At 66.1% G+C, this 13,116-nt stretch carries 6 protein-coding genes; 2 read left to right on the top strand and 4 right to left on the bottom strand.

The window, feature by feature from the left end; translation table 11 throughout:
* Positions 1 to 26: 26 nt before the first annotated feature.
* The 3 genes from Q8T13_13600 to Q8T13_13590 all read right to left on the bottom strand — a co-directional run bounded on the left by Q8T13_13600 (position 27) and on the right by Q8T13_13590 (position 3,057).
* A complete protein-coding gene (locus tag Q8T13_13600) occupies positions 27 to 1,277 on the bottom strand; it encodes a TIGR00300 family protein (protein ID MDP3718794.1) in 1,251 nt (416 codons plus the stop codon).
* A 60-nt stretch (positions 1,278 to 1,337) separates the two neighbouring features.
* Positions 1,338 to 2,219, bottom strand: coding sequence for a protease HtpX (gene htpX / locus Q8T13_13595; GenBank protein MDP3718793.1), 882 nt, complete (start codon positions 2,217 to 2,219; stop codon positions 1,338 to 1,340).
* Positions 2,220 to 2,295: 76 nt separating this feature from the next.
* Positions 2,296 to 3,057 carry a PEGA domain-containing protein gene (locus tag Q8T13_13590; GenBank protein ID MDP3718792.1) on the bottom strand — a complete coding sequence of 254 codons (762 nt, stop codon included), beginning with the start codon at positions 3,055 to 3,057 and terminating at the stop codon, positions 2,296 to 2,298.
* Positions 3,058 to 3,209: 152 nt separating this feature from the next.
* Between Q8T13_13590 and Q8T13_13585 the strand changes: the two genes are divergently transcribed.
* Both Q8T13_13585 and Q8T13_13580 read left to right on the top strand, forming a co-directional pair.
* Complete coding sequence (locus Q8T13_13585) at positions 3,210 to 4,451, top strand: PQQ-binding-like beta-propeller repeat protein (protein MDP3718791.1); 1,242 nt, start codon at positions 3,210 to 3,212, stop codon at positions 4,449 to 4,451.
* A gap of 84 nt (positions 4,452 to 4,535) precedes the next feature.
* A complete protein-coding gene (locus tag Q8T13_13580) occupies positions 4,536 to 7,673 on the top strand; it encodes a protein kinase (protein ID MDP3718790.1) in 3,138 nt (1,045 codons plus the stop codon).
* A 31-nt stretch (positions 7,674 to 7,704) separates the two neighbouring features.
* Here Q8T13_13580 and Q8T13_13575 read toward each other — a convergent pair whose 3' ends face one another.
* Entirely contained in the window at positions 7,705 to 12,921 is a 5,217-nt protein-coding gene (locus Q8T13_13575; protein MDP3718789.1) for a LamG-like jellyroll fold domain-containing protein, read from the bottom strand.
* Positions 12,922 to 13,116: the final 195 nt, after the last annotated feature.

Genomic DNA, 13,116 nt, shown 5'->3' with positions numbered 1-13,116 from the left:
CACGATGAACTCGAAGAAACCTAAGTTTAATGCTTCGCGTCCTTCGGGTCCCCTTCGCGTGCTTCGTGGTTAGGTCTGAGACGTTCCGCCAACTGGTGGAGGAACAAGCCCACGTCGGTGACGACGCCAATTGTCTGGGTGGACCCGCGGTCCGACAGCTTGGTGACGACGGCGGGGTTGATGTCGACGCAGATCACCTTGACCCACGACGGCAGCATGTTGCCGACGCCGATGCTGTGCAGCATCGACGACAGCATGACGACCACGTCGATGTCGGCCAGCGCGGCACCGTACGCATCTTGCGCCGCCGTCAGGTCCATCATCGTCTCGGGCAGTGGACCATCGTCCCGGATCGAGCCGGCGAGGATGTACGGCACGTGGTGGGTATGGCAGGCGTGCATGACGCCGGAGGTCAGGACGCCGGACTTGACGGCCGCGCCGATGCCGCCGGCGCGGCGCACGGCGTTGATGGCGCGCATGTGGTTGCGATGGCCGTGCTCCACCGGGTGGCCGCTGCTGAGGTCGATGCCGAGCGAGGTGCCTGAGAGGGCCACCTCGATGTCGTGCACGGCGAGGGCGTTGCCCGCGAGCAGCGCGTCAACGTAGCCCAGGCGGACGAGCTCGCAGAAGTACTGTGATCCGCCGGTGTGCACCACCACCGGCCCGGCCACGAACGCGATCCGGCCGCCGGTGGCCTTGACCTGCCGCATCATGTCGGCGATGCGGGCCACGACGGTCTCGACCCGTCGCTCGGACGACACCTCGTTGCTCATGAAGCCGAAGCTGGGCTTGTCGCGCTGCTGCACGTCGGGCGCGACGCGAATGCCCTGCATGCCGCAGACAATGCGGTCGCCCTTGCGGACGTCGCGCAGCTTGCGGCACGCGACGCGGCCTCCGTCAACCACCAGCACGGCATCCATCCGCTGGCGCTCGGCCGTCACCCAGGCGCCACCGGTGAACACCGCGGTGCGGTGATTGGTGGTCGAATAGAAATCTTCCGGGACGGCGCCGTCCATGTCGGCTTCCCGCAACAACACGTCGGGCGTGCCCTCGACGTAACAGCCAAACACCGACAGGCGGGCCAGCAGGTCCTGGAGCCGTGCCGGCGTGTCGGCGGTCAGCCGCAGGGTGAGGTGGGAGCCTTCTTCGTTCTTGCGGCCGACGTCGAAGCGGAGGATCTCGTATTCAGACCCGTGTTCGACAATGGTGGTGAGAATCGACTGGAAATTGCCCGAGTCGATCAGGTGGCCTTCAGCCTGGACTGTTTCAGAAACCATAGGAGGAGCTTTCGCTCCTCCTATTCTTACGCAAACCGTAAAAGGGGAGCAGGTCCCTTTTTACAGAATCTGAGCCTTCTGTAGGGCGGCGATGCGAACTTCCAGCGGCGGGTGGGTCGAGATGAGCGCCATGAACCCGCTCTGGGCGCCTGAAATCTTCATGGTCGCCAGCTGGGGCTGCGAGGTGTCGACCATGTCCTTGTTCTGCATCAGCCGCTGCAGGGCGCCGATCATGTTGGCCTTGCCGGCCAGCTGCGCGCCGCCGGCGTCGGCCCGGAACTCGCGCGCGCGCGAGAACCACGCCACCACCATCGAGCCGAGAATGCCGAACAAGATGTCGAACACGATCGTCGTGACGAAGAACACCAGGGTCGAAATCTTCTCGTCGACCATCTGCCGGACGATGTTGGCGACGATGCGGGAGAAGAACATCACGAAGGCGTTCACCACGCCCTGGATCAGCGTCAGCGTGACCATGTCGCCGTTCTGGATGTGGGCGACTTCGTGCGCGAGCACGCCTTCCACTTCTTCACGGCGCATCGAGCGGAGCAGGCCGGTCGAGACGGCGACCAGGCTGCGCTTTTTGCTCGGGCCGGTGGCGAAGGCGTTCACTTCCGGCGAGTCGTAGATGCCGACTTCCGGCATCGGCAGCCCGGCCTTGCGCGCCAGGTTGGCGACGGTCTGGTGCAGCCAGTCGAGCTCGGCCTGGCCGCTTTTGCCATCGACGAGCTGGACGCCCATGGCCCGCTTGGCCATCCAGCGCGACATCTGCAGCGAGATGAACGCGCCGGCCATGCCCCACACGAGGCTGAAGACCATCAGGGCCGAGTAGTCGAGACCTGTCGGCGTGAGGTAGCCGCTGAACCCCAGCAAGCTGAGCACGATCGACAGCGTGATCATGACGGCGATGTTGGTCGCCAGGAACAGGAAGATGCGTTTCATGGGGTCAAGAGTAGCAAAGGTGGTGCCGCCTGTTAAATTACGTTAATTGGAGAGAATGCTGCGGTAAAGCCGAGGGTTACCTGACGGGCGTGTAGCCTTCTGCCAATTTCTTGCGCGCGGCCTCGACCTCGCGGTGGAACACGAACAGGGCATCGGCGTTGTCATTCTTGTCAGTGAAGTTCCAGGTCTTGCCGCCCCGCTGCTTCACCCGCAGGTTCTTCTGCAGGTAATCGACCGCGAACTGTTCGGCCTGGGCATAAGTCAGGGTGAACGCGTCGCCCTTGTTGTCGGTCTGGTACTTGAGGCCGTCAACGGTCGCCGACAACATGCCGTTGCACGAGCCCATGGCGTGCTTGTGCACCACCGGGACCTTCGCGTCGAGGCGGACTTCCTTGATGCGGACGGTGACCGCGTTCGGCCCGGCCGCCAGCTCGACGGTTCGCTGCACGCTGTCGAACCCATCGGCCGTGAGCTGCACCTGCTTGCTGCCGGGCGCGAGCTTGTCGAGGGTGAGCGGGGTGGTGCCGACGAACTGGCGATCGATGAACACCGAGGCGCCCGGCACATCCGACTCGAGCCTGAGCGTGGCCAGGGTCGGCGCCGCCTCGACGACGGGCGCCGGAGCGGGCGCGGTTTTTCTGGGCGCAGCGGCGCGCGGCGCGGCGGGCTCGGCGGCCGGCGCGGGTGGTGGCGGCTCAGCCTTTCGGGCCGCCGGCGCCGGTGCCGCCGTCACGGGCGCTGCGGCCGGAGCCGGCTCCGGCTCTCTTCGGCCCATGAACACGATGCCCACCCCGACGAGAATCGCCACTCCGGCTCCGACAAATGCTGCTGGTTTCACGAGGCAGATCGTAACAGATCGTTTTGCGATGGTCTTGTCCGCAGATTTCGCCGCTCGTCGACCGACCGCCTGGGCCTCATCCGGCGTCTTACACGTGAAACAAATCGGCGTTATCGGCGTAATCTGCGGATGAAAGGCAAGTGAGGCCACTGATGACAGCTCGACTGTGGACGATCGTGGTTGTTGGGATGCTGGCACTCGCGCCATCGGTCTGGACGCAGGCTCAGGCACCGGCCGAGTGGTTCCAGTGGCGTGGGCCGGATCGCGACGGCATCTCGCAGGAAACGGGCCTGCTGCAATCGTGGCCCAAGGCCGGGCCGCCGCAGGTGTGGCGCACCAGCGGGGCCGGCAACGGCTACTCGTCGTTCTCGGCGTCTGGCGGACGCCTCTTCACGCTGGGCGCGCGCGGCGGCAACGAGTACGTCATGGCGTTTGATCGCGCCACCGGCAAGAAGGTGTGGGAATACCACAACGGCCGGCGTTACGAGAACGATCGCGGCGACGGCCCGCGCAGCACGCCCACCATCGAGGGCGACCGGCTGTATGTGCTCGGCGGCAGCGGCGACCTGACGTGCCTCGAACACGCGACCGGCAACAAGCTCTGGTCGATCAACCTGATCCAGAAGTTCGGCGGCCGCAATCCGTACTGGGGCTACAGCGAATCGCCCTTGGTTGTCGGCGACCGCATTCTCGTGAACGCCGGCGGCCCGCGCGCCTCAATCGTTGCGATTGCGAAAGCGGACGGCGCCACCTTGTGGCAGAGCCACGGAGACGAGGCGGGTTACTCGTCGCCGATGTTGATGCGCACCGGCAGCCTCAACCAGGTGATTTTCTTCACCGGCTCGCGCACGCTGGCGGTGGACCCGCGCGACGGGCGGCTGCTGTGGTCGCACCACAAGGCCGCCAACGGCACCGCCAACGTGGCCACCCCCATTGTTCTCGGCACGCGCGTGTTCGTGTCGTCCGACTACGGCACCGGCGCGGCGCTGCTCGACATCCGCGCCGCCGGCAACCTGGCCTCGGCCAACGAGCTCTACTTCACGCGCGACATGCGCAACCACCACGCCAGCTCGGTACTGATCGGCGACCACCTGTACGGCTTCTCCAGCAGCATCCTCACCGCGCTCAAGTTCGATACCGGCGTCATGGCGTGGCGCGATCGCAGCGTTGGCAAGGGCTCGTTGATCTTCGCGGACCAGCGCCTCTATCTCTACAGCGAAGGCGGGGTCGTCGGGCTGGCGGAGGCGTCGCCGGCCGGCTACCGGGAGCACGGCCGCTTCACGCTGGCCCAGCAGAGCGGCCTCTCGACGTGGAGCCACCCCATCATCAGCGGCGGGCTGCTCATCATCCGCGACCAGGACAACGTCTACGCCTACGACATCAAGGCCAAGTAGGCCGGTCGGGCTGGTAGGGCGGGCCGGGATGGTCGACGAAATACTGTGCAAGGTGCGCGATAATGAGCGCGCCAACACACTGCCATGATTGACCGTTCCTCCAGCCCGACGTGTGTCAAGTGCGGCCGAGTGGTGCCGCCTGGCGCCGGGTTCTGCCCCAGTTGCGGCACCCAGCTGGGCGACCCGTCCTTCAGGCCCTCCGGCGACGCTCCGGTCACCATTCTCACGCCCACGCCCACCTTCGCCGCTCCGGCGGCTTCGGTCGGCACGCGTAACGCTGCGGAGGCGGAGACCAACCTCGGTGGCGTGACTCCGATTGCCGACGCGCCGACCATGTCACCCACTGGCATGGTGACGTCGCTCGACAGCACGTCGCCGCGCCCCCCGATCAGGCCGGGCGATGGTCCTTTCCAGGCCGGCGAGCAGGTGGGCCCGCGCTACACGATCATCCGGCTGCTCGGCGCCGGCGGCATGGGCGCCGTATACCAGGCCTTTGACCATGAGCTGGGCGTGGCCGTGGCCATCAAGGTCATCCGCCCGGCGGCACAGTCCGACGCCACGGCCGCGAAGGACCTCGAGCAGCGCTTCAAGCGCGAGCTCGTGCTCGCGCGCCAGATCACCCACAAGTACGTCGTCCGCATCCACGACCTCGGCGAGATCAACGGCATCAAGTACCTGACGATGCCGTTCGTCGAGGGGGAGACGCTGGCGCAACTGATGCGGCGGGAAGGGGCGTTGTCGGTGCCGCGGGTGATGACCTGGGCGCGGCAGGTGGCGCAGGGCCTGCAGGCCGCGCACGACAAGGGCGTGGTGCATCGCGACCTGAAGCCCGAGAACATCATGATCGAGAAGGATGAGGACGGCGGCGGCACCGCCCTCATCATGGACTTCGGCATCGCGCGCTCGGTGGAGAGCGGCGCCACGCAAACGGCGGCCGGCGCCGTGATCGGCACGCTCGAATACATGGCGCCCGAGCAGGCGCAGGGCAAGAAGGTGGACCAGCGGACGGACCAGTACGCGTTCGGCCTGATGGTCTACGACATGTTGGTGGGCCGTCATCGCCTCGCCAACCGCGACAACGCGATGTCGGAGTTGCTCGGCCGCCTGCAGCAGCCGCCGCCCCCGCCCCGGGCGCTCAAGGACGACGTGCCAGAGGCGATGAGCAGCGTCGTGACGCGGTGCCTGCAGACCTCCCCCGACGCGCGCTTTGCGACCACCGCTGAACTCGTCGCCGTCCTGGAGTCGCTCACGCCAGACGGACACGAGCGGCCGTCCACCGCGACGGGCACGGGACCCGTGGCGGCCGTGGCCGCGCCCGGGCGGCCGAAGTGGCAACTGGCCGTGGCGGGCGTGGCGCTCGTGGCCATTGCCGGTCTCGGCGGATGGCTGCTGAGCGGCCGAAGCGCGGCGCCGTCGGACGCCGCGCCGAAGGAGCCGGTATCGGTGCTGATTGCCGACTTCGAGAACAAGACCGGCGATACCGTGTTTGACGGCGTGGTCGAGCAGGCGCTCGGCCTCGGCATTGAGGGCGCCTCGTTCATCACCGCCTTTCCCAGGCGCGACGCCTTGCGGGCGGCGGCGGCGGCCAAGCTGGGCGATCGGCTCGATGAGAAGACGGCCCGGCTCGTGGCCGTGCGCGAGGGTGTGGGCCTGGTCTTGGCCGGTACGGTCGAGGCGCGCGGCTCCGGATTTCATATTACCGCCCGGGCGCTTGGCTCCGGCAGTACGGATGGTGCGCCGCTGCACACACTCGAGGCGGACGCGAGCAGCAAAGCATCGATGCTCGAAACCGTGGGCGCCCTCGCCGGCAAGGTCCGCACGGCGCTTGGTGATACGGCGGTACCGGAAGACGGCCCGGCGGCCAGCGAGACGTTCACGGCCGCGAGCCTCGAGGCCGCGCGCGCGTACGCGAAGGGTCAGGAGTTGCAGGCGGCGGGCAAGCGCGAAGAGGCCATCGAGCAATTCAAGGAAACGATCAGGCTCGACCCCGACATGGGCCGCGCCTACTCGGGGGCGGCCGCGCAGATGGCGAATCTCGGCCGGACCGACGAGGCCGAACAGTTCTACAACCAAGCGCTGTCGCGCATCGATCGCATGACCGATCGCGAGAAGTACCGCACGCGCGGCAGCTACTATTTGTTCGCGCGCAAGGCGCCGGAGGCCATCAAGGAATACACGGCGTTGGTCCAGGCGTTTCCTGGCGACCGCGTCGGGCAGGAGAATCTCGCGCTGGCCCGCTTCTACGAGCGCAACATGGAGCAGGCCCTCGAGCAGGGCCGCAAGGCCGTCAACCTGTCGCGCAGCGTCGGGGCGCGATCGAATCTGGCGCTCTACGCGATGTACGCGGCCCAGTTCGAGACCGCGATCGCAGAAAGCGATGAGGTATTGAAGGTCAATCCGCTGTTCGTGAAGGCGTTTGTGGCGCGCGGCCTGTCGGAATTGGGACTCGGCCGACCCGCCGACGCGATCAAGACGTTCGAGAAGTTAAAGGGGGTGTCGCCCGCGGGCGCCTCGTTCGCGGCGGCGGGATTGGCCGACGTGGCGCTGTACGAGGGTCGTACCAGGGACGCCATCGCTGTCTTGAACGAGGGTATCGCGGCGGACACGGCGGCCAAGAACACGACCGGTGTCGCGCACAAGCACGTGGCACTCGCCGCCGCGTATCTGGCGCAGGACGATGCTGCCTCCGCCGCGAAGGCCGCCGAGCAGGCGGTGGCTGCCAGCGACAGCGTAGCGCTGCCGGCAGGCCTGATCCTGGCGCGGACGGGCAAGGCGGCCGCGGCCATCAAGATCGCCGATGGCCTGGCGAACAAGATCGACGCCGATCCCCAGGCCTATGCGTACTTGCTGCGTGCCGAGGCGAGCCTGGCGCGCAACCAGGCTCGCGCGGCGCTCGATCACGCGCGCGAGGCGCAGAAGCTCGCGGACACCTGGCCGGGTCGCGTGCTGTTGGCGCGCGCCTACATCGCGCTCGAGCAGTTCACCGAGGCCACGTCAGAACTTGACGTCGCGATCAAACGCCGCGGCGAGGCGACCGCCGTGGGGCTCGACGACTGGCCGACCTATCACTACTTCCCGCAGCTGCTTTACTACCAGGGGCTTGCGCAGGACGGGCTGAAGAGCCCCGCCGCGAAGGAGAGTTTCGCGGCGTTCCTCAAGATCAAAGAAAAAGGCGACGAGACCGGGGGTCTCGTCGCCGATGCGCGCAAGCGCGTGCGCTAACGCAACCCTGCCGAGGCTGTGGCGTCGGCGTTCACGGCGCCGCGTTAAACAATCTGAGGACTTCGCCCGCCGTCAGCGCGCGGTTGTAGACCGCTACCTCGTCAATCTTGCCGTCAAAGTTCTGCCGATAATCGCGGCCCAGCGTGTCGCTGTATTGGCGACCGCCGATGCGGAACTGTCCGACCGAGGCGGCAATCGTGCCGCCCTGCCCCACCGGTAGGTGCGTGTGGCGCAGCGCCCCATTGATGTAGGTCTTGATGAGCCCCGCATCATAGGTCACCACGACGTGAGTCCACCCGTTCTCGGGCGCGACGACCCCAGTGTTGATCCAGCACCAACAGGGGTCTCCGTTGAACGCCCACCGGATGGTGCCGTCGGCGAATCGCGCCACTTCGTACGAGTCCTCCTTGTTGACGATGATGCCGCCTTCGTCCGTAATGCCACCCTCGCGGAAACTGTCGTAGCCAAGGCCAGGCCCGGCCGGGTTGATCCAGGCCGAGATCGTGCCCGCGCTCGAAAGGCGCAGGCTGGGTGGATCGCCCAGCAGGACAAACTGGTTGTCGGGATAGCTGCGGTTGGCGAAATTGAACGCCTGACCGACTCGACCCTGGGCAAACGACGCCCCGCCCACCAGGGAGCCGGTGCTGCCGCCGAAGCTGTCGCCGGCGCTGCCATCCGCACGCCACAGGCTGACAAGTCCGCCGGTGGGGAAGGGGGCCACCGCGACATTCCACCCGCCGCCATTGTCCTTGTAGTCACTGTCGTTGACGGCGAATTGCAGGATTCCGGCCGCACTTGCGGTGAGGAGCGTCGGGCCCGAACCGACGAATTGCCACGGACCGGAGCCGATCCTTGCGATGAGCGAGATTCCCGGAGTCCCATTCGAACAGGGAGACAAGAACGGATGGTCGCAGCCGACGATGTTGTGGACACCGTCTGGGGGCGCGTTACCGGCTCCCGCGTTACCGGTTTCCGTGTTGTACCAGCCGACGCTTCCCGTCGCCGTTACGCTGACCGAATCGCCAGCGTTTAGGAAGGGGCCGTCGACAGGGGCTGTGCCTCCAGCCCCCCCGAGATTGGTGTTCACCGTGCCGCCCGCGGTTCCTGGCACGAACACCTGGATTACGCCCGAGTCCACAGGAGCCGGCGGCGTGACGTCAATCGTGACAGCGGTGCCCGCGCTAGCGTAGTTGACTGCGTCCGATGGGAAGAAACTCACCGAAAGCGTCTGTCCAGCTCCGGCGGGAAGTACCGTGCCCGCAGGCGGAGCGTAAACGAACGAGCCCAGCACACTGGCTGTTGCATTCAACTGCGTGCCGCTCAGCGCCGTCCCCGACGTGATCGCCGCTGGCGGCGCCCAGACAACGACCGGTGTCACCCTGTTAATGGTCAGCGTACCGATCGCACTGCCGGTATAGTTCGGGTCGGTGATGGTCGCGACGACCGCGTAGCTGCCGGCGTTGAGCGGCACGACCGCGGCGCCGTTCTGCGTGTAGGCCAGGCTGTACGACAGCCCCGCCGGTGATGTGGTCGCCGTCGCTGCCTTGATGCCACCGTCGTAGCTCTGCATGAGAGTACCGGCATCGAGTTGGATGCTGGCCGGGACTTTACCAATGTTGAACGCGCTCGACACGGCCGGCAGTGCCTGGCCCGACGTCGCAACGATGGTGTAGCCCTCGCCAGCCGCGCTGACGGTGAGACCCGGGAACGTGGCCACGCCGTCCACGTTGGACGTCGCCGCCGCGCCCGAGAGCAATGCGCCGCCAGGGTTCGTGCCCAGGAACAACGTCACGGGTGCGTTCGGGAGCAGGGCCCCGTACTGGTCGCGCACGGCAACCGACACCGCCGGCGCGATCGCCGACCCGAGCTGCGCGGCGGTAGGCTGCTGCACGAACGCCAGCGCCAACGGCGTCGGCTTGGGATCCTCGGTCTCGCCTGACGGCACCGGCGGGCTGAGCGGCGTCACGATCGGCGGCTTCGGCGCGTTGACGCCGAGCTCGATGGCCTTGACGATGTCCTCGGTATCGACGCTTTGCTGCTGGACTACCGGCGTCACTGAACCAAGGTCGGTCTTCGTGGTCGGCAGGAACACTGGGTCGATAAACGCCCCTCCCGGTGTCGGGGTGCTCGGATCGGTATCGGTCACCGGCACGTTACCCTCCCTGTCCGGGTCGTAGACGCGCAGCGTGATCTTCGCCGTCTCACCGGGAGCCAGCCACAAGGTGGCGTTGGTCGGCGCGTCGCTGTTCTGGTCTGGCAGGCTCTCGCCCGGCAGCACGAACTTCGGATTCGGGATGTTCGCCAGCAGGACATTCTGGGACTGCACCTGCAACACGCAGTTCGTCGACACCGGCGTGTTGTAGACCTTGCGCAGGATCAACTGGGTGGTGATGCAGCCGGTGCTGGGATCGGTCCCCGCCGGGCAGATCTTGTCGGTCTGCTGCGCGAGGAACAGGTTGACGTTGAACGCCGCCGTCGTATTCCCGTTATTCGTCATCGTCCAGGTGACGTCGGTCAGCGCCCCGTTGGCGATGTCGGGGTTGGCGATGTCCGGATTGGCGATATCGGGATTCGCAATGTCGGGATTCGCGATGTCCGGGTTCGCGATGTCCGGATTCGCGATGTCCGGGTTCGCAACGAGCGCGTTGGCGATGTCCGGATTGGCGATATCGGGGTTAGCGATGTCCGGATTGGCAATGTCGGGGTTCGCGATATCGGGATTTGCGATATCGGGATTCGCGATATCGGGATTGGCGATGTCAGGGTTTGAAATGTCTGGATTCGCGATGTCGGGATTCGCGATGTCCGGGTTGTAGACCTCGGCGTTGGCGATGTCGGGGTTGGCAATATCCGGGTTGGCGATGTCGGGATTGGCGATGTCCGGATTGGCAATGTCGGGATTCAGGATCAACCGGTCCGCCAGCGGCACGGCTGGCGTCGTTCCCCCATACGGCACTTCGACCACATCGACCAGGATCTGGGCTCGCGGGTTTGATGAGGTGGCGTAGACCGTGCGCGCGGCCGTCGAGCGGCCGGGCGTCGTCACGGTGATGGCTGTGAGCGGGTCCAGCAGCTGGCCTGTGGAACTGACGTCGAACTGTCGGAACGACGCGCGCCCGCCCACCGGCTGGCTGGTGATGGTCATTCGGAACGACTTCGTCGTCGACGACGTGTTCTGCGCGAAGACGACGAAGGCCCGCTGGATCGTGGGGCTGAGCGGTTTGGTATTGCCCGGCGACCCGACGACCAGTCCGGTCGACAATCGAGCGGTGTAGATGTTCTGGTTACGCGACCCTGTCGAATTCGGGTCGCAGACCGTCATGCCCTGGGCCGGGTCGAAGATGCTCGACCCGGTGCGCGGCGTCGGCGGCGTGTACTTCGACCAATCGACCTTGCCATCGGGTCCGGCGGCCGGCTGCCGAACGTCGCGGTTGTCGGTCCAGACGGCGTGAAAGACCGGCTGCGGCCCGTTCGTGTTGAAGGCCCAGCCGCCAGACGACGTCGGGACGAACGCTGGCGAAACGGCCACATCCACGTAGTCGCCCATGAACGGCGCCGTGCCTTGTTTGAACATCGGCAGGTTGGGCGGGTTGAACTGCAATCGTTCCTCGACGAGCGTGCCGGTGCCCGGCAGGGTCCTGAACGCCACCAGGTAATCCGAGACGCGTACGGAAGGCGCAAACACGGGCGTGACGCCCGGCAGACCCATCGATGTGCGCAGGTCGAGCGTGTGGCGTTTTCCAGCCGAGGCAATGGCGCTTCGATCATCGATGAACTGCGTGAACTGCCCCGAGATGTCTTCACGTAGGTCGTAGTAGACGAGCACAAGCCGGCCGCCCCCGAAGGTAAGCGAAGGCATCAACTGGTGCCCGCTCTGGCCCTCGTCAGAAACAGGCTTCGGCTGCGTCCAATCGCGGCCGTTCGACGAGGTCGCCATGACGATGCGGGCATCGTTTTGTGGCGACGAGGTGAAACCGCGCTCGGCCCACGCCAGATAGATTTGCCCCGTGCCGTCGAGGGCCATCGACGGGTACGCGTTGGTTCGGAACATCAGGAAGCCGTCGATATCCGACGTGGCCTGATCGAATTCGTCCAGTTCCGCGTCGACCGTCTCCGGACTGCCGACGACCGGCTTCTTCGGCTTGCCCTTCGATTTGCGCCGATGCTCGAAGTAGCGCTCCGGGTCGAGACCGACTTTTTTGCCGCGTCCGCGCTCGAACGCGCGGGCCGTGCCCGGCGTGCTGAAACGCCGGCCACCGTCGACCGACCGTGCCGCCATGATGCCGTCGGTCTCGCCTGGCGTCGCGCTCGACGCGAATTTTCGCCATGCGACGTGGACCGTTCCGTTTCGGGGATCGATGGCAATCGATGCACCCTGGTTGATGCGGCTGTCGCCACCGCTGACCTTGGCGGGAGGAGACCACGACGCGCCGCAGTCGGTTGATCGGGACAGCAGGATGTCGGACCGGAGGCCGAGGCGGTCTTCGTAGATGGATGAAAACGCGGCGTAGACCGTGCCGGCCGGAACGACCTGCACGGTGTTGTTGGGGCCCGGGATCTGGCACGTGCGTCCGTCCCGGGGAATGTCCACCGCAATCCAGGGCTTGTCCAGGAACCGCTTGCCGTTGTCGCGGGCGACGATGCGCGCGCCGATGTAGCGGATCGGGTCGCCGACCACATGCTCGCGGTTGGCCTGGTAGTTGTCTTCCTGGTTGTTGTTGTCGATGTACCGCGCCACGAACACCGCGCTGCGGCCGTTCTCGACGCGGTCGAACACCAGCCCCGCGTAGTAGAACAGGCCGTTGGTACCCGCGCGCACTACCGGATCGGCGCCAGCCTGGTAGCCTTTGATCGGTGAACTCATGCCTTCGGGAGAGGTGTCCTGCGGATAGCCGGGCAGCAGCGTGGTTCGCCACCGTTGCCCGCCGTCAAAGGACTTGAAGATCCCGAGCCAGGCGTCGCCGGTTTCTTCAGCCCCGTCCACAAACGGCACGTCCACCGTCCGGTAATCGTTGGCGCCCGCCAGCAGGTGCAGCGGGTTACGTGTCGACACCGCGATGGACGGTTCGTTTTGCCGCTGCAGATAAGGGTCGCCGTCGGGCCATTTCGTGCCCGACACCATGTTGACGTTCCGGCCGGGAATCTGGGCCTGGATAGTCGTGAAGGCCAGTCCGGCGGCGAGGCTTGTGCCGAGCGCCAATCGAACGAGGACCGAACCATGACGGGCAAGGGGGATGAACCGGCGCATGACTACCGCCTCCATACAAACTAGCGAGTTAAATCGACGAGGACTACCAGGGAGGGCTTGCAAGGGGGCCAAATGGCGCCCCAGTGTAAGCCAGCCCTGCACTTTGCACAACATCAGAAGGGCTGTGGAAAATCCGTGCAACCCGGGTCGTTGAGACTTTCGTGATTCTTGAGAAAGACGACCTGTTACGGCAAT

The organism is Acidobacteriota bacterium (assembly GCA_030697165.1).
GTDB lineage: Bacteria > Acidobacteriota > Vicinamibacteria > Vicinamibacterales > UBA2999 > 12-FULL-67-14b.
Note: the sequence above shows the minus strand (reverse complement) of the source record. Positions and strands in the feature narration are given on the sequence as shown.